The organism is Paraburkholderia panacisoli (genome assembly GCF_008369935.1).
In the GTDB taxonomy this organism is placed as follows: Bacteria; Pseudomonadota; Gammaproteobacteria; order Burkholderiales; family Burkholderiaceae; genus Paraburkholderia; species Paraburkholderia panacisoli.
Window position 1 is genome coordinate 59,012 of sequence record NZ_VTUZ01000021.1, and the last position, 24,426, is coordinate 83,437.

The window sequence follows — 24,426 nt, forward strand, 5'->3', positions numbered from 1 at the left end:
AACAATGGCGGCCCCGTCGTCGCCATCACCTGGCCTTGTGCAACTCAGCGCAACCGCGACGCGAACAGCGCGCCCGCGATCAGCGCAACGCCGCCGACGATCGCGATCGTCTGCCACGGATTTTCGTGCACGTAATGGTCGGCGTCGGAGATCGCGACTTCCGCACGTTCGCGTACGGCCTCGCGAGTATCGTTCAGCCGCGAGCGCGCCGCATCGAGTTGTTTGCGAATCTTGCCGCGCAATGCCACGGCGTCGGCCTGTGTGCCGTCTGCCAGCGTGGATTCGAGTTCCGACAACAGCGTGCGTAACTCGCCCGCAATGTCTTCGGCCGCGTGACGGCTGTGGCGAGCGATGCGCCGCGCACGGCGGCTAGTACTGGTCCAGGATTCGCCGAGAGCGTCTCTCGTATTCGGAAGTGCTGTCATGGTCGCTCCGTCAGTGAGGTGAAAAGGGTCCCACGCGTTGTCACGCCAGTCGTCACCTTGCCACGAATACACGGCGGCGCGGTGTAACGCGGGAAACACCCTGTGGACGCAACTTCGGTGCCAAACCCGCAAGCCTCTGCGCACATGGACGCAGGTCAAGCACCGTCCGCAGATATTGCACGAGCCGACGCCCGTCCGGGTCAAAATTACAAATGCTCACGTCTTCCCGCCGCGCACGCCTTCACCTGCGCCCGCACAATGAAAAACGCCGTCATCGGAGTGATGACGGCGTTGTCCAAGCCACGAAAATTCGACTACCCTACCTCTACAGCCCCCATTTTTCACGAAGCGTTAGAAACGGTAACCGATGTTGACGTAGGAAACGATCGGGTTCAGCTTGATCTTGGTTTGCGATTGCACGTTCAGCGTGCCGACCGGCGTGGCGGCTGCGGTGTTCAGCTTGGCGGTCGTGCTGAGCGGCAAGTAGGAGATCGACACACCCGCGAACCAGTGCTGGTTGAACGCGTACGTGAAACCGGCATTAAACACCGGCGCCCACGAACTATCCGTTGAGACGCTGGTCGGACCATGCAGAACGTTAGCTTCGAATGCGCTGTTGGTGATCTTTTCGTCGGTGAACCAGATGCGGCTCACACCGATGCCGAGATACGGACGGAATGTGGCGGTCGGGGCATTGAAGTAGTACTTGAGCAGCAGAGTCGGGCTCCACTGTTTTGCCTGGCCGAGCTTGCCGAATTGTTCGAGGCTGCCGGAGCCGTTCAGATCGAAAGACGGCGGGTAGCCGATAACGAATTCAGTTGCGATGTGATCTGTGACGAAGTAGCCGGCAGTAATACCGATCGTGTCGGCCGCACTGAGTTTTGCGCCGGTGTTGGGTTCGGTGATGTTGGTCGGGCTGCCGCCAATGCTTGTCACGGTCAACGGGTCGCTGCTCGATTGAGGCGAAAGATGGAACCAGCCCGTCGTGACGAAAAAGCTGCCGGCCGACTGTGCGTGCGCTGCCGTTGTCATGCAGACTAGCGCCGCCATCCCCGTTACGGCCTGTTTTAATTTCATATGTGCTCCTCCAAAAAAGGCCCGCTCATTATGACGAGAACGTTTGAAACAAACCATACGCTGCGGTTAGAGCTTTCTCCCTAAGCGCCGCGCGGTTTCTGGCTTCGCCGCTCCACGCCGAACCTTGGGCGCATGCGGTTCTTCGGACCTTCGGGTATGTACCAACGCGACTATCGGATACTCCAGCATGGCACGGCTTGCACGTCTTTATGTCCCTGACCAGCCGCAGCACGTCATCCTCCGCGGGCTCGATCAGCAGCCCGCATTCGTCGACGACCAGGACTACGAACTCTTCATCGATTGTCTGAAAGCTGCTTCGCGCGACCATCACTTATCGATCCACGCGTATGCATTGATGCCGGGCGCCGTGCAGCTGCTCGTCACGCCCACCGAGGAGTCGAGCCTGCCGAAAGCGATGCAGGCGGTTGGGCGTCGCTACGTCGCGCACTTCAATCGACGCTACGCGCGCCGCGGCACGCTGTGGGAGGGCCGCTACCGGGCCACGGTGATCGAGGGCGAGCGCTACTTCCTGCTGGCGAGCCGCGTCGTCGAGATGTGTCCGGTGCGCGCGCAACTCGTCAGCGCGCCGGAGGACTATCGCTGGTCGAGTTACCGGCATCACATCGGTCTCACGCTCGACAGCCTGATTACCGACCACCCCTTGTACTGGTCGCTTGGCAATACGCCGTTCGAGCGGCAGCGCGCGTATCGCGAGTTATGCGAACAGCCGCTCGACGAGCGCGAAGCCAGTCAGCTCCAGCAGGCCACGCTGAAAGGCTGGGTTCTGGGCAGCGACACCTATCGGGAATGGGCGGCGCGGGCCGCAAACCGGCGCGTTTCACCGCTGCCGCGCGGCCGGCCGCGCAAGGTGCGCGAGACGCCGCATACGCCATAAAGCGTTTCGCATCAAAGGGCTACATGGAAACGGCATGTCAGATGCCGTTTTCTTTTGCCCGTTTTTGATGTGGCACCAATAAAAATAGACCGCAATGCACCAATTTGATAATCGGGGTCCGATCATTACGTTTTATTTGCTATTCCATTGATTCGTCGCGTATATTCCGAATTCCGGCGTTTTTGATACGCGCAGCGCGCCGCTCGGAAACGCCGTCGCGGTTGCAACGCAAACTGCGGCAATAGAAAAACGGTTTAACGGCCTGTCCGGCCTCCTCACAGACGGTGTCCCCATGAACGACCACCAGCAACCGATTCACCCGGTTCCCGCCGCGCAAGGTCTGTACGACCCGCAAAACGAACATGACGCCTGCGGCGTCGGCTTCGTCGCTCACATCAAGGGCCAGAAAAGCCACGAGATCGTCCAGCAAGGGCTGAAGATTCTCGAGAACCTCGACCACCGGGGCGCTGTCGGCGCCGATCCGCTGATGGGCGACGGCGCGGGCATCCTGATCCAGATCCCGGACGGCTTCTATCGCGATGAAATGGCCAAGCAGGGCGTGACGCTGCCGCCGAACGGCGAATACGGCGTCGGCATGGTGTTCCTGCCGAAGGAACACGCATCGCGCCTCGCCTGCGAGCAGGAACTGGAGCGCACGGTGAAGGCCGAAGGCCAGGTCGTGCTGGGCTGGCGCGACGTCCCGGTCGACCACTCGATGCCGATTTCGCCCACCGTGAAGGCGAGCGAGCCGCTGATCCGCCAGATCTTCATCGGCCGCGGCAAGGACATCATGGTGACCGACGCGCTCGAGCGGAAGCTGTACGTGATCCGCAAGACCGCGAGCCACCGCATCCAGGCGCTCAAGCTCAAGCACGGCAAGGAATACTTCGTGCCGTCGATGTCGGCGCGCACGGTGGTGTACAAAGGCCTGCTGCTGGCCGGCCAGGTCGGCGTGTATTACCGCGACCTGCAGGACGAGCGCACCATCTCGGCGCTGGCGCTGGTGCACCAGCGCTTCTCGACCAACACGTTCCCGGCGTGGGAGCTGGCTCACCCGTACCGCATGATCGCCCACAACGGCGAAATCAACACGGTGAAGGGCAACGTCAACTGGCTGAACGCCCGCACCGGTGCGATCGCGAGCCACGTGCTCGGCGACGATCTGCCGAAGCTGTGGCCGCTCATCTATCCGGGCCAATCGGACACCGCGTCGTTCGACAACTGTCTCGAACTGCTCGTGATGGCCGGCTACCCGCTCGTCCACGCCATGATGATGATGATCCCGGAAGCCTGGGAGCAGCACACGCTGATGGACGACAACCGCCGCGCGTTCTACGAATACCACGCCGCGATGATGGAACCGTGGGACGGCCCCGCCGCGATCGCGTTCACCGACGGCCGCCAGATCGGCGCGACGCTCGACCGGAACGGTCTGCGTCCGGCGCGCTACATCGTCACCGACGACGACCTGGTCATCATGGCGTCGGAAGCGGGCACGCTGCCGATCCCCGAGTCGAAGATCGTCAAGAAGTGGCGCCTGCAGCCGGGCAAGATGTTCCTGATCGACATGGAACACGGCCGCATCATCGACGACAAGGAACTCAAGGACAACCTCGCGAACGCCAAGCCGTACAAGAGCTGGATCGACGCGGTCCGGATCAAGCTCGACGAGATCGAGCCGAAGGCCGAAGACGTCGTGACGGAACGCCGCGAAGCCGCTGCCTTGCTGGATCGTCAGCAGGCGTTCGGCTACACCCAGGAAGACCTCAAGTTCCTGATGGCGCCGATGGCGCAAGCCGGCGAAGAAGCCGTCGGCTCGATGGGCAACGACTCGCCGCTGGCGGTCATGTCCAACAAGAACAAGACGCTCTATCACTACTTCAAGCAGCTGTTCGCACAGGTGACGAACCCGCCGATCGACCCGATCCGCGAAAACATGGTGATGTCGCTGGTGTCGTTCATCGGTCCGAAGCCGAACCTGCTGGACACGAACAACATCAACCCGCCGATGCGTCTCGAAGTGTCGCAGCCGGTGCTCGACTTCAAGGACATCGCGAAGATCCGCGCGATCGATCAGTACACGGGCGGCAAGTTCAGCTCGTATGAACTGAACATCTGCTATCCGGTGGCCTGGGGCAAGGAAGGCATCGAAGCGCGTCTCGCGTCGCTGTGCGCGGAAGCCGTCGATGCGGTCAAGTCCGGCTACAACATGCTGATCGTGTCGGACCGCAAGACCGACCGCGACAACGTCGCGATTCCGGCGCTGCTGGCTACCGCCGCGATTCACACGCACCTCGTGCAGCAAGGTCTGCGCACGAGCACGGGTCTGGTCGTCGAAACCGGCTCGGCGCGTGAAACGCACCACTTCGCGCTGCTGGCGGGCTACGGCGCCGAAGCCGTGCACCCGTACCTCGCGATGGAAACGCTCGGCCAGCTCGCGGCCGGCCTGAAGGGCGACCTGTCGGCGGACAAGGCGGTCTACAACTTCACCAAGGCAGTCGGCAAGGGCCTGCAGAAGGTCATGTCGAAGATGGGCATTTCGACCTACATGTCGTACACCGGCGCGCAGATTTTCGAAGCGGTCGGCCTGGCTGAAGACCTCGTGCAGAAGTACTTCAAGGGCACGTCGTCGAAGGTCGGCGGCATTGGTCTGTTCGACGTCGCGGAAGAAGCGATCCGTCTGCATCGCGATGCGTTCGGCGACAACCCGATCCTCGCGAACATGCTCGACGCGGGCGGCGAGTACGCGTACCGCGTGCGCGGCGAAGAACACATGTGGACGCCGGATGCGATCGCCAAGCTGCAACACTCGGCGCGCAGCAACTCGTACCAGACGTACAAGGAATACGCGCATCTGATCAACGATCAGACCAAGCGTCACATGACGTTCCGCGGCCTGTTCGAATTCAAGTTCGACCCGACCAAGGCGATTCCGCTCGACGAAGTCGAACCGGCGAAGGAAATCGTCAAGCGTTTCGCGACCGGCGCGATGTCGATGGGCTCGATCAGCACCGAAGCGCACGCCACGCTGGCGGTCGCGATGAACCGCATTGGCGGCAAGTCGAACACCGGCGAAGGCGGCGAGGACGCGAACCGTTACCGCAATGAACTGCGCGGCATTCCGATCAAGAACGGCGACACGATGAAGTCCGTGATCGGCGACGAAGTGGTCGTCGATATTCCGCTGAAGGACGGCGATTCGCTGCGTTCGCGCATCAAGCAGGTGGCGTCGGGCCGTTTCGGCGTGACGGCGGAATACCTCGCGTCGGCTGATCAGATCCAGATCAAGATGGCGCAGGGCGCGAAGCCGGGCGAAGGCGGTCAGTTGCCGGGCCACAAGGTGTCGGACTACATCGGCAAGCTGCGCTACTCGGTGCCGGGCGTCGGTCTGATCTCGCCGCCGCCGCACCATGACATCTACTCGATCGAAGATCTCGCGCAGCTGATTCACGACCTGAAGAACGTGAACGCGTCGTCGAGCATCTCGGTGAAGCTGGTGTCGGAGTCGGGCGTCGGCACAGTGGCCGCGGGTGTTGCGAAGGCGAAGGCCGATCACGTCGTGATCGCAGGCCATGACGGCGGCACGGGCGCGTCGCCGCTGTCGTCGATCAAGCATGCGGGCACGCCGTGGGAACTGGGTCTCGCGGAAACGCAGCAAACCCTGGTGCTGAACCAGTTGCGCGGCCGTATCCGCGTCCAGGCCGACGGTCAGATGAAGACCGGCCGCGATGTCGTGATCGGCGCGCTGCTCGGCGCGGACGAGTTCGGCTTCGCGACGGCGCCGCTCGTCGTCGAAGGCTGCATCATGATGCGCAAGTGCCATCTGAACACCTGCCCGGTCGGCGTCGCGACGCAAGATCCAGTGCTGCGTGCGAAGTTCAATGGCCAGCCGGAACACGTCGTGAACTTCTTCTTCTTCGTTGCGGAGGAAGCGCGCGAGATCATGGCGCAACTCGGTATTCGCAAGTTCGACGACCTGATCGGCCGCGCCGAACTGCTGGATACGAAGAAGGGCATCGAGCACTGGAAGGCGAAGGGTCTCGACTTCTCGCGCGTGTTCTATCTGCCGCAAGTGCCGGCTGAAGTGGCGCGCAAGCACGTGGACGTGCAGGACCACGGCCTCGACAAGGCACTCGACCACACGCTGATCGAGAAGGCGAAGGCGGCGATCGAGAAGGGCGAACACGTTTCGTTCATCCAGCCGGTGCGCAACGTGAACCGCACGGTCGGCGCGATGCTGTCCGGCGCGATCGCGAAGAAGTACGGCCACGACGGCCTCGCCGACGACTCGATTCACATCCAGTTGAAGGGCACCGCGGGCCAGAGCTTCGGCGCATTCCTCGCGAAGGGCGTCACGCTGGACCTGGTCGGCGACGGCAACGACTACGTGGGCAAGGGCCTGTCGGGCGGCCGCATCATCATCCGTCCGACCAACGATTTCCGCGGCAAGTCGGAAGAGAACATCATCTGCGGCAACACGGTGATGTACGGCGCGATCGAAGGCGAATCGTTCTTCCGCGGCGTTGCGGGCGAGCGGTTCTGTGTGCGTAACTCGGGCGCGACGGCGGTTGTCGAAGGCACGGGCGACCACGGTTGCGAATACATGACGGGCGGCACGGTGATCGTGCTCGGCGAAACGGGCCGTAACTTTGCGGCCGGCATGTCGGGCGGCATCGCGTATGTGTTCGATCCGGACGGCACGTTCGCGAGCAAGTGCAACAAGTCGATGGTCGCGCTCGATCCGGTCTTGCAACAGGCCGAACAGGAACGCACGGTCGACAAGGGCCTGTGGCACTGCGCGACAACCGACGAAGCGCTGCTCAAGGGTCTCATCGAGCGTCACTTCCAGTTCACCGGTTCGCCGCGTGCCAAAGCGCTGCTCGAAAACTGGGATGCGTCGCGCCGTCAATTCGTGAAGGTGTTCCCGACCGAATACAAGCGCGCGCTGGGCGAGTTGGCTGCGAAGAAGGCGAGCAAGGAAGTGCTCGCCGCTTGACAGACCAGACTTGACGGACCAGACGCAGTCAGCCGGCTGCGTCGCCCGCAGACGTCACATTTAGCCGTACCCGCCGCCGCTCGATGATTCGACGCACGGCGGGTGTAGATCACCCCACCTGATACAGATAGAGAAGAGAACCACATGGGCAAGGCAACCGGTTTTCTCGAGTTCGAACGCCGCCACGAGGCGTACGAAGCTCCGCTCACGCGTGTGAAGCACTACAAGGAATTCGTCGCGGCGCTGACTGACGACGAAGCGAAGATTCAAGGCGCGCGTTGCATGGACTGCGGCATTCCGTTCTGCAACAACGGCTGCCCGGTGAACAACATCATCCCGGACTTCAACGACCTGGTGTTCCATCAGGACTGGAAGAACGCGATCGAAGTGCTGCACTCCACGAACAACTTCCCGGAGTTCACGGGCCGCATCTGCCCGGCGCCGTGCGAAGCAGCCTGCACGCTCGGCATCAACGACGACCCGGTCGGCATCAAGTCGATCGAGCACGCGATCATCGATAAAGCCTGGGCCGAAGGCTGGGTGGCGCCGCAACCGCCGAAGCACAAGACCGGCAAGAAGGTCGCCGTGGTCGGTTCCGGCCCCGCGGGTCTGGCCGCCGCGCAGCAACTCGCGCGCGCGGGGCACGATGTCACGGTGTTCGAGAAGAACGACCGCATTGGCGGCCTGTTACGTTACGGTATTCCCGACTTCAAGCTGGAAAAGTGGCTGATCGACCGCCGCATGCGCCAGATGGAAGCCGAAGGTGTGACGTTCCGCGCCAACGTGTTCATCGGCAAGGAAGGTTCGCTGCCGGAGTACATCGGCAACACGGCGAAGGAAACCATCACGCCGGCTGAGCTGAAGGAACAGTTCGACGCGGTGGTGATCGCAGGCGGTTCGGAAATGCCGCGCGATCTGCCGGTGCCGGGCCGCGAACTGGAAGGCGTCCACTACGCGATGGACTTCCTGCCGCAGCAGAACAAGGTCAACGCAGGCGACAAGGTGCAGAACCAGTTGCTCGCGAAGGGCAAGCATGTGGTCGTGATCGGCGGAGGCGATACGGGTTCGGACTGCGTGGGCACGTCGAATCGTCACGGCGCGAAGAGCGTCACGCAATTCGAGCTGCTGCCGCAACCGCCCGAAGAAGAGAACAAGCCGCTCGTGTGGCCGTACTGGCCGATCAAGCTGCGCACGTCGTCGTCGCATGACGAAGGCTGCGAGCGCGACTGGTCGGTTGCGACCAAGCGCCTCGAAGGCAAGAACGGCAAGGTCGAGAAGCTGATCGCCGCGCGTGTCGAATGGAAGGACGGCAAGATGCAGGAAGTGCCGAACTCGGAGTTCGAAATGAAGGCCGATCTGGTGCTGCTCGCAATGGGCTTCACGCAGCCGGTGTCGCCGGTGCTCGAAGCGTTCGGCGTCGACAAGGATGCACGCGGCAACGTGCGCGCGTCGACCGAAGGCGACAAGGCGTATTACACGTCGGTGGACAAGGTGTTCACCGCGGGCGATATGCGTCGCGGCCAGTCGCTGGTGGTGTGGGCGATCCGTGAAGGCCGTCAGTGCGCACGTTCGGTTGATGCGTTCCTGATGGGTCATTCGGAACTGCCGCGCTAAAACGTCTCCGGCCGGTTGCGCCGGTTGATTGCGCCGTGGTTTGGCGTGACGGGCGGAAACCGGTCACTGCTTGCAGGAAGAGGTGGAGACGACAATGTGCCGCAGATCGGCACATAAGCGGTACATCGAAGCGGTGAAAAACAAAGCCGGGCCACCCGAGAGGGTGGACCCGGCTTTTTAACGTCCGGCGGATCGCGTGCGTGGCGCAAGCGCGCCGTTACTTCCGATACCGCGCCAACGTGAGCCCTTCGAGATCGATCTCCGGCTCGCGCTGCGCGACCAGATCCGCGACCACGCGCCCCGAGCCCATCGACATCGCCCAACCCGTCGAGCCGTGCCCGAGGTTCAGCCACAGATTGTCCACGCCCGATGGACCGAGCAGCGGTGCGCCATCGGGTGTCATCGGACGGCGGCCGACCCAGAAATGCGCGGACGTGGGATTGGCCGCGTGCGGGAACCAGTCGCCAAGTACTTTCAGCAACGTTTGCAGCGCCTGCTCGCGCAAGGTGGTTTGGCGATTGCCCAGTTCCGCCGTGCCCGCCACCCGCAAGTTGTTGCCGAAGCGGGTGATCGCCGTTTTCAGGGACTCGTCCATCAGCGCGGCGCGCGGCGCTTTCTCTTCATCAATGATGGGCAGCGTCGCCGAATAGCCCTTTACCGGATAGAGCGGCACTTTTACGCCGAGCGCTGCAAGCAGCGGCGCGCTATCGACGCCCAGCGCCACCACCACTGCATCGGCTGGCAATGTCTCGTGACCGCGCTCGCTTTCGATACGCACACCGCGCACCGCACCCCCTTGCACGTCGAGCGACGTGACGCGGGTATCGAAGCGAAAGCGCACGCCGTTACGCTCGCAGATTGCGCGCAGTTCGCGGGTGAAGCGGGCGCAATCGCCGGCTTCGTCGTTGGGCAGATAGAGGCCGGAGAGCGGCGCCTGACGCGCCCAACGCAAGCCCGGTTCGATCTCAGTACACTGCGCGGCGCTGACTTCCCGATGCACGATGCCCGCATCGCGCAACACCGCGAGCGCCGGTTGCGCGAGTTCGACGTCGTACTCGCTGCGAAACAGTTGCAGATAACCTTGGCTGCGACCGTAATCGAACGGATGGCGGCCGCGAAACTCGTGCAGGCATTCGCGGCTGTAGTAAGCGATGCGCTGCATCCGCTGCTTGTTGACGCGAAAACGCTCGAGCTCGCATTCGCGCAGCCAGCGCGCGATCCAGCGCCATTGAGCGGGATCGAACGTGGGGCGGAAGATCAGCGGCGAGGCCGGCTTAAACAGGTATTTGAGAATCTTCGCGGGCATGCCCGGCGCGGCCCACGGCGTTACGTAGCCCGGCGCGATCACGCCGGCGTTGCCGAAACTGGTGGAGAGCGCGACGTCCGGTTCGCGCTCGATCACCGTGACATCGCAGCCGTGCTGGCGCAGGTAAAAGGCGCTGGCGACGCCGATCACGCCGCCGCCGAGTACGATTGTTTTCATGAGTATGTGCTGCGGATTCAGGCTGCGGAGCGGATCGTGCCGAGCACCTTGCCCTTGGTCTCCGGCAAACACAGCGCGGCGACGATCACGAGCAGATATCCCGAGCCGGCAACGAGGCCCATCGCCTTCACGAGCGTCATGGACTGCGACAGCGTGCCGACCAGAATCGGAAAGAACGAGCCGAGCCCGCGCCCCAGGTTATAGCAGAAGCCTTGGCCCGATCCGCGTATCTCGTTCGGATAAAGCTCCGACAGATACGCACCCACGCCCGCGAAAATCCCTTGCACGACAATCCCGAGCGGAAAGCCGAGCGCGAGCATCATCATGTCGGTGACCGGCAGCATCGTGTAGACCATGCCCAGCACGAACGAGCCGATCGCGAACAGCACGAACGACGCGCGTCGGCCGATCCTGTCGCACAGAATCGCGCCGACGATATAGCCGGTGAACGACCCCACGATCAGCACGATCAGATAGCCGCTGGTGTTGAACACCGACAGATGGCGCACGGTCTTCAGATAGGTCGGCAGCCACGTGGTGATCGCGTAATAGCCGCCGAGCATGCCGGTGCACAGCACGCTGCCGAGCAGCGTGGTCCTCACGTGCGCGGCCGAGAAGATCTGCATGAAGTGCGAGGTGTCGAAGCCGCTTGCGCGCGCGCGGCGCGTTTCGAGGTAGATCTCCGGATCGCTCACGTTGCGCCGGATATAGATGATCCACGCCGCGGGCAACAGGCCGACCCAGAAGCACGCGCGCCATGCGTACTGTTCCGGCAGCAGCGCGAAGGCCGCCCAATAGACGATGGCCGCCGCCGCCCAGCCGAACGACCAGCTGCTCTGCACGGTGCCGACGGCTTTGGCGCGATGCTGCGGCGAGCGGATGGTTTCGGCCATCATGATCGTCACGACCGACCATTCACCGCCGAAGCCGATGCCTTGCAGCGTCCGCGTGGCGAGCAGTTGCCAGAACGACTGCGTGAAGCCCGACAGAAAGGTGAAGATCGCGAAGGTGGCGATGGTCCATTGCAGCACGCGGATGCGGCCATGGCGGTCGGCGAGAATGCCGGCAAGCCAGCCGCCTAGCGCCGACGAGATCAGCGAACTGGTGGCGATCAGGCCCGCTTCGCTTTTGGTCATCCCCCACGTCGCGATCAGCGTCGGAATGAGGAACGAGTAGATCATGAAGTCGAAGGCATCGACTGCGTAGCCGCCGAAGCCGGCGTAAAGCGTGCGGCGCTCGCGCGGGGACAGCTCGGCGAACCATTGGACAGAAGCCATGTTGTGTTGTGGTCTCCAGGTCTTTCTGCCTGCGGGGCTTGTTGGAAAGGTGTCCGTATTCTACGGGGATGCGGCGTCGCGAGGCCAGGTGTGGTCAAAAATGGCGACCGGCGGTAAGAGCCGATAAGACGCGATAAGCGCCGATAAGAGACGAAAGCGCGTGGAAACCGGCTTGAAAGATGCCGACACCACCGGTCCGCCGCTCGCGCCGTCGTCAGTGGGCCAGTGCGGTGCGCGCGTTCCCTTACCAACTACTACTATGTAACGCAAAACATATTGGCCACCGTTAAACTGCGGCCGCAGCGTCGATGCTGCGAACAACCTTCCCACGTCCGCGCCAGCCACGCCTCATGCACGCAACCGCGAAAACCAGCTCGCCATTCCGCCGCTCTGCGAGCCCGATCGCGAGGGCAAGTCACCACACGCTCGACGCCATTTCCGCGTCGCGCCGCGGCTTCCTCAAGGGCTCCGCCAGCGTGGTGCTGGCATCCGGTCTGGGCAGCACGCTTCTTTCCGCGTGCGGCGGCGGCCTCGACGCCGATCTGCCGGAAACGCCACACCTGGCGTCGGTCAGCAACTTCCGCGATCTGGCGGGCGTCGGCGCAGGCTACCTGACTGTCGACGGCAAACGGGTGCGCCGTGGCGCCTTCTATCGGGCGAATGTGCTGACACTGAGCAGCGCCGACCAGGCGTCGATCGACAAACTCGGCATCGCATCGGTCTACGATCTGCGCACGCCGGGCGAAATCGCGCGAACCGACGATGTGCTGCCGGGCGGTGCGATCGCGCAGACGCTCAACGTACTCGGCATCAGCGACTTCGTCACGCCCGTGCTGGACACGGCCGACGCCGCCGTCGCGTTCATGGAATCGCAGGCTCGCGCGTATGTGACCGGCGCCGCGCAGCGCGCCGCGTACGGCACGCTGCTCACGCATCTGGCCGAGGGCGCCGGCGCGCAGTTGTTTCATTCGAACGCGGGTAAGGATCGCGCGGGCTGGGTCGCGGCGCTGCTGCTCAGCATCGCCAACGTGCCGCTCGACGTGATCACGCAGGACTATCTGCTCAGCAACACTTATCTGGTGGCGTCGATCAACGCGCAAACCGAGACCCTGCGCACGCAGGACGGCGAGGCCGCCGTGACGATCCAGATGCCTTTGCTGGAAGTTCAGGAGGCTTATCTGCAAGCCGGCTTCGACCAGGTGCAGTCGAGCTACGGCACGATGGCGAACTATCTGACGCGCGGCCTCGGCATGCCGCAAACGACGATCGACATGTTGCGCAGCCGGCTCGTGAGCTGAAGCGCGCCGCAGCCCAAGCCCAAGGCAAAAAAAAGTCCGCCCCAAGTAACTGGGCGGACAGAGAAGGGCGGCATCGAGGTTGCCGTGCGTGACTATAAGTCCGCGGCCGTCGCGATAATTCATCCTGTAAGGGAAGGTAAGCGCCCTCGTTGGCCGATCCGCTTTCCACTACGCCGGTGTCGCGTCGACCGGCAATTCGATCCGCACTTCCAGCCCGCCTTGCGCGTGATTGCCCACCTGACAACGTCCGCCGCGATCGTGCGCGAGTCGCGCGACGATCGCGAGGCCGAGGCCGCAATGGCCTTCGCCGCCGCGCGCGGCGTCGAGCCGCACGAACGGCTTCATCGCGGCCGCAATGCGGTCGTCGGGAATGCCGGAGCCGTGGTCGCGCACGCTGATGATCCAATGCCGGTCGGTGCGCGCGGTGCCGATCTCCACCGGCGGCGTGCCGTGCTCGAGCGCGTTGTCGACGAGGTTCGTCACCAGCCGGTCGAGCAGCGTGCGCGGCAGCGCGAATCTTGGCCCAGCGCGCAGATCGAGCGTGAACAGCGGGGTTTCGGCGCTGTCGCCGGAGGAAAACTGTTCCTGCAAAAACTCGTCGACTTCGACCGGCGGCCCGGCGTCGGCGGACTGTCCGGCGAATTCGAGGAACTGCTGGACGATGTTGGTCAGCGAATCGACATCGCGGATCAGACCCGCGCGCTCGTTCTCCGCCACCAGCACGCTCGCGCGCAACTTCAGGCGCGTCAGCGGCGCTTTCAGATCGTGCGCGACGCCGGCCAGCATCACGGCCTGGTCGTCGCCGGCTTCGTTCAGGCGCCGCATCATGTCGTTGAACGAACCGATCAGATCGCGCAGTTCGCGTGGGCCTTGCACGGTCACCGGGTCCGGCCGGCCGCCCGAGCCGAACGCGCGCGCGGCGTCGGCGACGCGCGACAGCGGCCGCTGCATCTGCCACACCGCGAACAGCGACAGGATCAGCGCCGCGAGCAGCATCGACGCGCCTTCGACGACAAAACGCGGGCGCGGCGGCACGTCGACCGGCACGACCACCCAGTTCGACTTGCCGGGGAACAAAACCCAAAGCTGCGGCGGGCGCACGTCGTCGACGGCGATCTGCGTGCCGGGCGGCAGGTTCTCGCGCAATTGCCGGCTCAGTTGGACCAGCGGACGCATCGTGGGCGTGTGCAGATGCACGCTCGCCGGCATGTTCCAGGTGGGGACGAGATGCACGCGCATCGCGGGCGCGAGCGCGGCGCCCTTCATCGGCTCGCCGTTGACGGCTTGCAGCACCAATAGAAGCCCGCGTGCGAAGCCGTCGATCTCATGGCGCGGCGGCTGCATCACGACCAGCACGAACCAGCCGGCTTGAATCGCGAACAACACCGCTGCCGACAGCAACGCCATTCTGCCGAACAGCGTGTTCAGCGGATTTTTCATGCGCCTGGCGTGGCCTCGCCGGAGAAGGGTGTGCCGTCAGCGTCGGGCACGAACACGTAGCCTTTGCCGCGCACGGTCTGCACGTAGCAGGGATTGGACGGATCGTCTTCGATCACGCGGCGCAGGCGCCAGATCGGCACGTCGAGACTGCGGTCGCGGAAGGCGAGGTTGTCGCGGTGCACGAGATCGTGAATCAGCACGCGCGACAACACCTTGTACGGGTTGTTCACGAAGATCTTCAGGAGCGCGAATTCACTGTCGCGCAACGGCAGCTTCGTATCGTCGCGCGACAGCGAACGGGTCGCGAAGTCGAGTTCGAACGGGCCGAACCGATAGCGCTTGCGGGCTTCCGGCGCACTGGTGGTGCACGGCCCGCGCCGGCGCAACACGGTGTGGATGCGCGCGAGCAGTTCGCGCGGGTCGAACGGCTTGGTCAGATAGTCGTCCGCGCCGAGCGACAGGCCGACGATGCGGTCGGCCACCGTGCCGCGCGCGGTCACGAAAATTACCGGGATGTCGTCGCCGGCGGCACGCAGCGCGGTGAGCGCGCGCAGGCCGTCGGTGTTCGGCATCATGATGTCGAGCACGACGACCGATGGCCGTTCACGCTCTAGCCGGCGCTGGAGATGGGTGCCGTCGTGCAGCACAGACGCGTCGAAACCGTTCGATTGCAGAAACTTGCATAGCAAATCGCGTACGACCGGATCGTCGTCGACGATAAGGACCTGTGGATTCATGGCGAAATTCTAGACTGGCGCGCACGGCGCGCGGCTGACTCTTTTCTTACCAATGCTTACGATGCGCCGCGCCGCTTTCGCCGACTCCCGGCTCAGGCCCACCATTGAGGGCTCACAGCATATTTCAGATCGGCCGCATTGGGCCGCGCGCTCCATGGCGCGGAAATCGTGTCATAGGGTCGGAGTGCTCTGCGGAAAAATATTTGGCAGGCAATGGGAAGCGCTGGCAAGCGCTCGGAACGGCTCGTAAGAACCGCCGGAAAGCGCGCTTTGCTTCGTGCATCGCGAGTGCGGGTGCGGCGGGATGATTCGTCGTGCAGTACATCGCGCCGCATGCCGGAGACCGCCTCGATGCGTCGGGCCACAGGCCGGCGGCGTGAAACCGAAACCCACCGCCACACGAGGCTCATCATGACCATTTCAGGCAACCTCAGTTCCACCCCATTCTCTTCGCTCGCGTCCACACCGGCGGCGGAAAAACCCGCGACCGCCAGCAAGCCGGGCGGCATCGCTCAGCCGCAGGAGGGCGCCACCGCGGAGCGGCCGTCGTTGCCGACCGGGCTCGTCGGCCATCACGTCAATACGACCGCCTGACCCGGCGAGGCCCGTGTGTCGACCTCGAGAAATTCTGACCGCTTCATCCGTGTCGCTGCGTGGTTGACGCTCGGCGCGGCGCTGCTGCCGCTCGGCGGCTGCGCCGTCGCCGCGCTGCCGTGCCGGCTGACTTCGGCCACGCTGAAAATCATCCCGGTCGTCGGCCATGCCGCGTCCACGCCATTCGATATGTGTGCCTCCGCCATCGACTGAATCATGACTCTCATACGGATTGCCTGCGTGCTGGCGCTGCTGGGCGGCGTCGTTCCGGTGGCCGCTCACGCGCAGCGCGTCGCGCGCGACGCAAAGGCGGCCAGCGCCGCGTCGAACAACGCATCCGGCGACGCGCACCGGCGCTCGCCTGATGCGCCGTTCGCTTTCCGCGGTGTCGCGCTCGGCATCACGCTCGACGAATTCCGCGCCGGCTCGACCGTGCGCGCGACGCCGCTCGGCAGCGTCCCGGTTTGCGAGACCGACGTGCAGGCGGGCGCGCTCGGCATGCGGCTGAAATCTCGCGACAGTCTGACGGTCGCGTGCCGCTGGGCGCATCGGGAGGACGACCGCTGGGCGCTGTCGCAAGCGGTGGTCGACGGCGCACCTGCGCTGGAGCACGTGCTGCGCTTCGCGCGCACCGACGCGCAGAGCGCGTTGCATCTGTACGAGATTTCGTTCGTGATCGACGAGATCACCGCCGAGGACTTGCGCGACGCGCTCGCGGACCGGTACGGGCCGCCGCGCCTCGCGACGCGGAACGTGTCGTCGCCGGGCGCGCTGCCGATGTATGTGTGGGAAAACGCGGTCAGTTCGATCACGTTGTGCTTTCTGCCGGGCAGCCGCAACGGCACGCTCACGTATCTGCTGAAGGGCTCGGACGCGTGGGTGAAGTCGGTCGTGCGGCAATGGCAGGCGAGCGGCGCCGAGGCGGGGTGATGAGCAAACCTGATGAATGGCGCGCCACGCCCGCACAACCCATTTTGAACCCGGCCGACCCGGCCTGTCCCGCCAAGGAGCACGCATGAGCGCGCTACGTCTGACTGTCGCGCTAGTCGCCACGGTTTGCCTCGCGGCTTGCGCGAGCCATCAGCAGAACTCGATCGTCGATACGCCGATGGCGCCGCCGCTCGCCTCGGCGCCGCTGAACGTCAACACGCAAGGCGCGATCTATCAGGCGGGCACGCCGCTGCTACTCTATGAAACGCCGCGCGCCCAGCATATCGGCGATGTGCTGACGATCCGCCTCGCGGAATCGTATAGCGGCAACAACAGCTCGACCGCCGCGGCGAGTCGCGCGAGCAGCATCACTGCCGACGCCGCCGATCACTCCAGCAACGCCGCCGCACGCCTCGCGCGGCTGTTCAACATCGGCTCGGCGAGCACGGAATACAAAGGGCAGGGCAGTCTCACCGACGCCAGCGGCATGAGCGGCACGCTGGCCGTCACCGTGATCGGCACGATGTCGACCGGCAACCTGGTGGTGTCGGGCGAGAAGGTGATTGCGATGAGCGGCAACCGCGACCGCTTGCGGCTGTCGGGTATCGTCAATCCTAAGGATATCGAAGCGGGTAACTTCGTCGCGTCGAGCAAGGTCGCGAACGCGCGCATCGAGCAGGCCGGCGTGGGCATGGTGTCCGACTCCACCACGATGGGCTGGCTGCAGAGAATGTTCCTCAGCGTGCTGACGTTCTGAGGCCGGGCGGCGCGCGATGCAACGTACCGCCTGCATCGCTCGTCGCCCGTCACACACACCGCGTTAGCTCAGCGACGCGCTGCGCTCGGCTGCGCCGATCTCGCCGTCCGGCACGAAGACATAGCCGCGTCCCCATACCGTTTGCACATAGCGCGGCTCGGACGGGTCCACTTCGATCAGCCGGCGCAGACGCCAGATCGACACGTCCAGACTGCGATTGCGATGCGCCTCGCTATTGCCGTGCAATTTCTCCAGCAACTGCGCGCGTGTGAGCACGGTCATCGCGTGGGTGACGAACACCTTGAGCATCGCGAATTCGCTCGAACGCAGCGGGATGCGCTCGCCGTCGCGGCGCAATTCGCGCGCCGGGAAATTCACTTCGAAACGCCCGAAATGATACGGTGCACGCTGCTCCGGCGCGCCCGGCGCAATTGCGCCGCGCCGGCGCAGCACCGTGCGAATCCGCGCGACCAGCTCGCTCGGTTCGAATGGCTTGCCGAGATAGTCGTCGGCGCCGAGTTCGAGTCCGATCACGCGGTCGATCGGATCGGCGCGCGCGGTCAGCAGGATCACGGGAATATCGTCGCCGGCGACGCGCAATGCGCGCAGCGCGCTTATGCCGTCGAGCTCCGGCATCATGATGTCGAGCACGATCAGCGCGGGACGCTCTTCCTGCAATTTGCGCTGCAGCGCCATGCCGTGTTCGAGCGTGGCGACTTTGAAGCCACGCCCCTGTAGATATTCGCTGACGAGCTCACGGACGACGGCGTCGTCGTCGACGACAAGAATGGTTTGGTTCATTCAGGTCATCTTAGTGATCCGCGCGGGCGCCGAAAAGCGCGCGAGGCTTTCGAATTCTTTCCCGTGTAAGACGACGCAAGCAACGACCCAAGGAGCGCGCGCTCAATTCGCCTGCGACGTTTGAATGGTCTGCATTGGCTGCCGCCCGAAGTCGGTCTGATCGACCACCATCCGGTCGATCAGACCACTGAGCTTGGTCGACGCGGACGAGAAGCGGTCGGTGTTGAGGCCACCGGTCTGATAGCGGGCCGTGACGAGAATGCGGCCGTCCTGGATCAGCGTCAGATCGATGATCGACAGGTACTGGACCGATTCGTCGCTGAACGAACGGCGGCCGTAGTCGATCGCGGCGTTGTATACGAGCCGCGCCTCGCAGCCGGCGGGCGAGGTGCCCGGATTGTAGACGTCCGAACGAATGCCGCGCCGTTCGAGCGCGAGTTGCAGCGCGGGCACGAAATCGCCGACCGACACCATCTGGTTCACCTCGATGCAGACGTGGTGCAGGTCGGCCGGCCGGCCGTTGACGAAGGTCGGCGACGAATAGTTCGCCGCGATCGCGTAGCCGGCCTGAATCACCGAACCGGTGGCGTCGGCCGCCTGAATCAGAGTCCACGCGCAGCCGTTCAGGCCGAACGCCAGCGACGCGGCGACGGCCAGCCACGCGCAGGGCCGCCGCAATCTGACCCACGCGGCCCGAGGGGCTCGCGTGAAAGCATAAGCGTGCATGCTCGGCGTGAAGGTCATGAGACGGTGCCTGGTGGCGGTCAGGGGATGCGGCGGCTCGCAACGGACAGCGGCGATGAATCCCACGCTCAGCGCGTGATGCGCAGGCGCAATTCGTTTTGCCCTTGCACGCTTGCCGTGACGCTGACGCGCCGGTCGGCGGTGGTCACGATGAAATGCTGACGCGTCGGCGTGTTGACGTCGTGCACGATGTTCGGGAAGCACGCCGCGATGTCGGCGCCGAATTCTTCGAGCGGATCGTTGACCACGCCGTCGGCTTGCCAGTGCGCGCGCCAGTGGCAATCGTATGCGTGCGTGTTGGCGCGGCAGTCGTCGGCGTTCGAGAGGCCCGGCAATTGCGCGGCGGGTTGCGTGCGCAACTGCTTGAAATCGGCCGCGCCGACGATGTGCGTGAGCGCGGGGCAAACATCCGCAGGCTCGGCCGGCGAGGTGGCTTGCGCTGCGTGCGCGGCGCTCGCGAGCAGCAAGGCTGCGCCGAGAGCGAGCGCGGCGCGCTGGGTCAAAGCATGGGAGCGGCGATCGAATGACATGGGCGGAGAGTCCAGTAGCGGTGAATGACGTTGGGGCCGACGCGTGGTACGGCCCGCACGACTATCGTCGCTGCCGGCAGGCATTTTCAAAGGGCGGAACAGCTTGGCCGCTTCGCAAATGCTTGCGAATTCTTCTCGCGTGTTTCAGGGACTTGCGTTGTGTTGCCGTGCGGCGGGTGATGAGTGCGCGGGTGTGTCGCGCGTCGTTGCGTGTCTGTGTGCAATGCGACGATCGCCGTGGCGGTGTTTCGCGCATTGGATCGGCGCGCGTGAGGCTCGCCGGGTTGTCGCGCCGGATGGCTCGCTGCGGGCCTGGGCCACGCTCAGCCGAGCGTCAGCCCGCCGTCGACGTGAATCACCTGGCCGGTGATGTGGCGCGCTTCGTCGGAGAGCAGGAACGCGATCAGCGCAGCGACATCCGCGGGCTCGGCGACGTGGCCGAGCGGCGTTGCTTCGGCGGCGCGGGCCCACACCGATGCGTTATCGGCACTCGGCCCACGATCTTTGCGGGTGTACCCAGGCGCCACGCAATTGACCGTCACGCCGTGCGGCGCGAGTTCGGCGGCGGCGGTTTTCGCCAGCGATTCGAGCGCCGCTTTCGCCGCCGCCGTGGCGGCAAACGGCACATCCGCGCGATAGCGGTGCGCGACGAACGAACTCAGCGCGATCACGCGGCCGCGTTTCGACGTTTCGAATGCGGGGGTGGCGCGTTTGACGAGCGCAGCGAACGCGGCCGGCATCGCGGCGAACGCCGCGCCGAACGTGTCGGGGTCGAGGGCGGCGAGCGTCTGACGCTGCGCATGTCCGGCGTTGGCGACCAGTTGATCGAGTGCGCCGAAGCTCGCGAGGGTTTGGTGGACCAGATGCTCGGCGGCGCCGCGTTCGGCGAGATCGCCGAATACCGTCGCGCAGCTTGCGCCCTTCGCGTCGCACTCGGCGGCGACATCGGAGAGACGCTGGCGGGCGGCGGCGTCGGCGCCACGTGCGTGCAGCATCAGTGCCGAGCCCGGCGCGGCGATGCGCCGCGCGAGCGCCGCGCCGATGCCGGAACCCGCGCCGGTAATCAGCACGACGCGCGCGGGGCCGGCGCCGCTTGCGTTGCTGTTATCGCCCGCGCTCATACTCAGGCCGCGACCGCTTCGCCGGAGCGTTCGACGTCGAGCGTTTCGTCGTGGAACGCAGCCAGCGATTCGCGATGCGCGACGCTGACAATCGCCGCCTTCGGCAACCGCTCCGTAAACATGCGATAAAGACGCGCTTCGTTTTCTGCATCGAGCGCGCTGGTGGCTTCATCGAGGAACAGGTAGTCGGGCTTGTGCAGCAGCACGCGCGCGGCGGCGAGGCGCTGCTGTTCGCCCGGCGACAGAATGCGCGTCCAGTGTCCCGATTCCTTCAGACGGTCGGCGTACTCCGACAGGTGGCAGGTGACGAGCGCTTCGCGGCACTCGTCGTCGCTGTAGGCGTCGGCTGCGGACGGATAGGCGAGCGCCGCCTTGAGCGTGCCGATCGGCATGTAGCTGACCTGCGGGATGAACATCATGCGCGCGTTGACCGGCGCGTCGATCGAGCCGTCGCCGAACGGCCACAGGCCGGCGAGCGCGCGCATCAGCGTGCTCTTGCCCGAGCCGGAGGGACCGCGCACCAGCCAGCGTGAACCCGGCTGAATAGCGATATCGCGAATACGGGACAGCGGGTTGCCGTTCGGCAACGCGAGTTTGAGGCCGTCGGTGGAAAGCTGATCGGAATCGACGAAATGCAGATTGATGCCGCCATGCTCGGTGGCCGGCGAGACCGATTCCTTCAGGCGCGGCGCATGGACGACGCGCCCGAATTCGCGCAACCGGTTCACGGTGGCACGCCATTCGACGAGGCTCGCGTAACTATTGATGAACCACGAAAACGAATCGCTGACGGTGCCGAATGCACTCGAGATCTGCATCAGCACACCGAACGTGAACGCGCCTGCGAAGTAGCGGGGCGCGGCGACAACCAGCGGAAAGATGATCGCGATCTGGCCGTAGAAGCTCAGCACGAAGGTGAGCCGCTTCGTGTACTTCATCACCTGCCACCAGTTGTCGCGGATGCGATGGAACAGCGAGTGGGCGTTCGTCTTCTCGGTATCCATGCCGTTGTAGAAGGCGATCTGCTCGGCGTTCTCGCGCAGACGGATCAGGCCGAAACGGAAATCGGCCTCGACTTTCTGCGCCTGGTAGTTGATCGACACGAGCGGATGGCCGACCTTCTGGATGATGAGCGAACCGACCACCGCGTACAGCGCCGCGGCCCACACCATGTAGCCGGGAATCTGCAGCGGCATGCCGCCGAGCGAGATGGTCAGCGCGCCAGCCAGCGACCACAGGATCGTGATGAACGACACGAGCGTGACGATCGTGGACAGCAAGTCCAGCGTCAGCGACAGGGTGGTGGTGGCGAACGATTGCAGGTCGTCGCTGATCCGCTGGTCGGGGTTGTCGGCGAGCCGGTCGCGCTCGATCCGGTAGAAGGCGCTGTCGTGCAGCCACTCGTTCAGGTAGCGCGTGGTCAGCCACTGGCGCCAGCGGAAGCCGAGCATCTGGCGCAGATAACGCCCATACACCGCGAGGATGATGAAGCCGAACGCGAGTCCCGAGAACACCATCAGCAGGTGCGGGAAATCGTGCACGTTCTTGGTTTGCAGCGCGTTGTAGAAGTCGGCGCTCCAGCGGTTCAGGCGCACGTTGATCCACACGACGAGCAGGTTCATCACGATGATCGCGATGAGCAGACCCCACGCCGTCTTGCGTTCTTCGGAGACCCAATAAGGTTTGATCAGGCTCCAGGCGGAGACTTTTTCGTCGGCCGGCAGCGCGGGGCTGGCAGAGATGTTTGATGTCATGAGCGTCCTGATGAAGTGCTGGCCCGAAGTGCTGATCCGAAGCGCCTGCCCATGCGGGCCGGCCCATGTCGGGCTGTCCCGCTGAGGACCGGCCCATCCTCGGGGCCGCCCTGCAACGGGGGTGCGGTACTTGCCGGACGTCGGGTTCGGCGAACGCGCGTCCGGGCGAGCGCCCGATTCTGGCGTGACGCCCTTAAGCGAGAATTAATTTTCGCTTAAGGGCCTCACGTCGATGCCGCCGCCTGCGCGTGCCGGCATGCGAGCCGTCCACACCACGCTTGTTGCGGCATCCGGTCCCGGCATTGTGCCAGAGCGCCGAGGCCGCTCGCATCGACGCGCAGAAACAAGGCGCCGGATCAAACTCCGGCCGGGCGTGCAAGCGGCTGGTTTGCGGGCGCCGCGCCTTTTATGGTCTAATGGCCTGCGACGAAACAGGGGTGCTTCGCCCACAGGCGGCGTGATTTTCACACCGCGGCGGCGAGGCTGAGAGAGACCCTTTGCACCCGATCCGGGTAATACCGGCGCGGGAAGTTTCCGGAAGCAGCCAGTCTTCCATTCCCCGCCGGGCGGCGTCCGTACTTCGGTACGCGCGTATCGTCCGGCCGGCTTCACCCGCCGGTTTCGTCCTGGGTACGTGCGTTTTTTTGCCGTACGGAAAGGACTCGATGACCGCCTATTCTTCAGATATGTGTTTTGCTCTTCGCCACGGCGCCGTCGGCGCGTCGTGCTTTAGCCTTGCTTGCCGCCGCGAGCCGGAGTGGGAGTGCGCGCGATGAACCGTCCCGCACAACCCGATTTCGCCGTCCTCGGCGGCGGTCTCTGCGGCCGGCTGGTCGCGTGGCGGCTGGCCGGGCAAGGACATCGCGTGGCGCTTTACGAGCGCGGCGACGCCGCTGGTTCGCAGGCCGCCGCGTGGGTCGCCGCGGCAATGCTGGCGCCGCTGGCCGAAGCCGCCAGCGCCGAGTTGCTGATTACGCGGCTCGGCGCGAGTTCGCTTGATAGCTGGCCGCAAGTGCTGGCCGAGTTGCCCGAGCCGGTGTTCTTCCAACGTAACGGCACTCTGGTCGTGTGGCATCACGCCGACCGTACCGAAGCGCCGCTGTTTGAGCGCCGGGTGCGCTCGAACGCGCCGGCCGAATTGCTCGACGGCGGTTTCGTGACGCTGGCGGGCGCGCAGGTAGGCGCCGCTGAGCCTGCGTTGGCAGGTCGCTTCAATCAGGGCTGGCTGCTGCCGCGCGAGGGTCAGCTGGACAACCGCCAGGTGCTGGCCGCGCTGGCCGCCGGCCTTGCGCAGCGCAGTGTCGAAACACACTGGAACACGCCCGTCGACGATCACGCGCCGCCGCCCGCGCGCGTCACGATCGACTGCCGGGGCCTCGGCGCGAAGCCAGTGCTGCCCACGCTGCGCGGCATTCGCGGCGAAGTCGCGCGCGTGCATGCGCCCGGAATCAACCTGACGCGCCCGGTGCGGCTGCTTCATCCGCGCTATCCGCTCTATATCGCGCCGAAGCAGAACGACCTCTACGTGATCGGCGCAACCGAAGTCGAAGGCGAGGACATGTCGCCGGTCAGCGTGCGCTCGGCGCTCGAACTGCTGAGCGCGGCGTTTTCCGTGCATCCAGGCTTCGGCGAGGCGCGCATCCTCGAACTGAATTCGCAGTGCCGCCCGACCTTGCCGGACCACCGTCCGGCGCTCATGTGGGACGGCGCGCTGACGCTGCGCGTGAACGGCTTGTATCGACACGGCTACATGATCGCGCCCGAGGTCGCCGACGAAGCCGTGCGCTTTGCGTCGGCGCTGCTCGACGGCCGCATCGCCGATGCCGACGCGTTCGCCGACTGGCGCCGCGACGCGCGCTGGAGCGAGCTTTTCCAACTGGATTCCGCGCGGGAGCCGGCATGAGCGTTGCGCGCCGTGCTGCTTTCGCCATCGATTGAACCGTATTCGAACAC

At 64.8% G+C, this 24,426-nt stretch carries 20 protein-coding genes and 1 riboswitch; of the genes, 9 read left to right on the forward strand and 11 right to left on the reverse strand.

The genetic code is table 11. The features are described from left to right. Positions 1-44 precede the first annotated feature (44 nt). Both FVF58_RS27765 and FVF58_RS27770 read right to left on the reverse strand, forming a co-directional pair. Entirely contained in the window at positions 45-425 is a 381-nt protein-coding gene (locus FVF58_RS27765) for an ElaB/YgaM/YqjD family protein (protein WP_149672995.1), read from the reverse strand. A 351-nt stretch (positions 426-776) separates the two neighbouring features. Continuing rightward, complete coding sequence (locus FVF58_RS27770) at positions 777-1,502, reverse strand: OmpW/AlkL family protein (RefSeq protein ID WP_149672996.1); 726 nt, start codon at positions 1,500-1,502, stop codon at positions 777-779. Positions 1,503-1,689: 187 nt separating this feature from the next. Between FVF58_RS27770 and FVF58_RS27775 the strand changes: the two genes are divergently transcribed. The 3 genes from FVF58_RS27775 (at position 1,690) to FVF58_RS27785 (ending at position 9,007) form a co-directional block, all read left to right on the forward strand. Beyond that, entirely contained in the window at positions 1,690-2,397 is a 708-nt protein-coding gene (locus tag FVF58_RS27775) for a transposase (RefSeq protein ID WP_149672997.1), read from the forward strand. Between the two features lie 292 nt (positions 2,398-2,689). Continuing rightward, positions 2,690-7,393 carry a glutamate synthase-related protein gene (locus FVF58_RS27780; RefSeq protein ID WP_149672998.1) on the forward strand — a complete coding sequence of 1,568 codons (4,704 nt, stop codon included), beginning with the start codon at positions 2,690-2,692 and terminating at the stop codon, positions 7,391-7,393. A 144-nt stretch (positions 7,394-7,537) separates the two neighbouring features. Continuing rightward, positions 7,538-9,007: a glutamate synthase subunit beta gene (locus FVF58_RS27785; protein ID WP_149672999.1), complete on the forward strand. Its 1,470-nt coding sequence runs from the start codon at positions 7,538-7,540 to the stop codon at positions 9,005-9,007. 217 nt (positions 9,008-9,224) lie between these two features. Here the strand turns inward: FVF58_RS27785 and FVF58_RS27790 are convergent, their stop codons facing one another. Both FVF58_RS27790 and FVF58_RS27795 read right to left on the reverse strand, forming a co-directional pair. Beyond that, positions 9,225-10,490: a D-amino acid dehydrogenase gene (locus tag FVF58_RS27790; protein WP_149673000.1), complete on the reverse strand. Its 1,266-nt coding sequence runs from the start codon at positions 10,488-10,490 to the stop codon at positions 9,225-9,227. A gap of 17 nt (positions 10,491-10,507) precedes the next feature. Beyond that, entirely contained in the window at positions 10,508-11,767 is a 1,260-nt protein-coding gene (locus tag FVF58_RS27795; protein WP_149673001.1) for an MFS transporter, read from the reverse strand. A gap of 350 nt (positions 11,768-12,117) precedes the next feature. Here FVF58_RS27795 and FVF58_RS27800 point away from each other — a divergent pair, with 350 nt between their 5' ends. After that, a complete protein-coding gene (locus FVF58_RS27800; RefSeq protein WP_149673091.1) occupies positions 12,118-13,065 on the forward strand; it encodes a tyrosine-protein phosphatase in 948 nt (315 codons plus the stop codon). Between the two features lie 168 nt (positions 13,066-13,233). On the opposite strand, the gene FVF58_RS27805 is transcribed toward FVF58_RS27800, so the two are convergent. Beyond that, positions 13,234-14,505, reverse strand: a complete 1,272-nt coding sequence (locus FVF58_RS27805) for an ATP-binding protein (protein WP_149673002.1) — start codon at positions 14,503-14,505, stop codon at positions 13,234-13,236. Next, positions 14,502-15,242: a response regulator gene (locus tag FVF58_RS27810; protein WP_149673003.1), complete on the reverse strand. Its 741-nt coding sequence runs from the start codon at positions 15,240-15,242 to the stop codon at positions 14,502-14,504. Before FVF58_RS27810 ends, FVF58_RS27805 begins: the two co-directional genes overlap by 4 nt. A gap of 411 nt (positions 15,243-15,653) precedes the next feature. Between FVF58_RS27810 and FVF58_RS27815 the strand changes: the two genes are divergently transcribed. The 4 genes from FVF58_RS27815 (at position 15,654) to FVF58_RS27830 (ending at position 17,523) form a co-directional block, all read left to right on the forward strand. After that, the gene (locus FVF58_RS27815) at positions 15,654-15,836 is read left to right on the forward strand and encodes a hypothetical protein (RefSeq protein WP_149673004.1); all 183 of its coding nucleotides are present in this window, start codon (positions 15,654-15,656) and stop codon (positions 15,834-15,836) included. 45 nt (positions 15,837-15,881) lie between these two features. Beyond that, positions 15,882-16,049, forward strand: coding sequence for a DUF6726 family protein (locus FVF58_RS27820; RefSeq protein ID WP_342802415.1), 168 nt, complete (start codon positions 15,882-15,884; stop codon positions 16,047-16,049). Between the two features lie 3 nt (positions 16,050-16,052). Beyond that, positions 16,053-16,766, forward strand: coding sequence for a hypothetical protein (locus tag FVF58_RS27825; RefSeq protein ID WP_149673006.1), 714 nt, complete (start codon positions 16,053-16,055; stop codon positions 16,764-16,766). 85 nt (positions 16,767-16,851) lie between these two features. Beyond that, on the forward strand, positions 16,852-17,523 hold the full coding sequence (locus FVF58_RS27830; RefSeq protein WP_149673007.1) for a flagellar basal body L-ring protein FlgH: 672 nt from the start codon (positions 16,852-16,854) through the stop codon (positions 17,521-17,523). Between the two features lie 63 nt (positions 17,524-17,586). On the opposite strand, the gene FVF58_RS27835 is transcribed toward FVF58_RS27830, so the two are convergent. The 5 genes from FVF58_RS27835 to FVF58_RS27855 all read right to left on the reverse strand — a co-directional run bounded on the left by FVF58_RS27835 (position 17,587) and on the right by FVF58_RS27855 (position 22,473). Next, complete coding sequence (locus FVF58_RS27835) at positions 17,587-18,324, reverse strand: response regulator (RefSeq protein WP_149673008.1); 738 nt, start codon at positions 18,322-18,324, stop codon at positions 17,587-17,589. Between the two features lie 102 nt (positions 18,325-18,426). Then, positions 18,427-19,068, reverse strand: coding sequence for a hypothetical protein (locus FVF58_RS27840; RefSeq protein WP_149673009.1), 642 nt, complete (start codon positions 19,066-19,068; stop codon positions 18,427-18,429). Between the two features lie 68 nt (positions 19,069-19,136). After that, entirely contained in the window at positions 19,137-19,598 is a 462-nt protein-coding gene (locus FVF58_RS27845) for a hypothetical protein (RefSeq protein WP_149673010.1), read from the reverse strand. Positions 19,599-19,921: 323 nt separating this feature from the next. Continuing rightward, the gene (locus FVF58_RS27850; protein ID WP_149673011.1) at positions 19,922-20,719 is read right to left on the reverse strand and encodes an SDR family NAD(P)-dependent oxidoreductase; all 798 of its coding nucleotides are present in this window, start codon (positions 20,717-20,719) and stop codon (positions 19,922-19,924) included. Positions 20,720-20,721: 2 nt separating this feature from the next. Next, positions 20,722-22,473, reverse strand: a complete 1,752-nt coding sequence (locus FVF58_RS27855; RefSeq protein ID WP_149673012.1) for an ABC transporter ATP-binding protein/permease — start codon at positions 22,471-22,473, stop codon at positions 20,722-20,724. Positions 22,474-22,896: 423 nt separating this feature from the next. Beyond that, positions 22,897-23,020, forward strand: a riboswitch (TPP riboswitch). 225 nt (positions 23,021-23,245) lie between these two features. On the opposite strand from FVF58_RS27855, the gene FVF58_RS27860 reads away from it, so the two are divergent. Further along, the gene (locus FVF58_RS27860; protein ID WP_149673013.1) at positions 23,246-24,376 is read left to right on the forward strand and encodes an FAD-dependent oxidoreductase; all 1,131 of its coding nucleotides are present in this window, start codon (positions 23,246-23,248) and stop codon (positions 24,374-24,376) included. Positions 24,377-24,426: the final 50 nt, after the last annotated feature.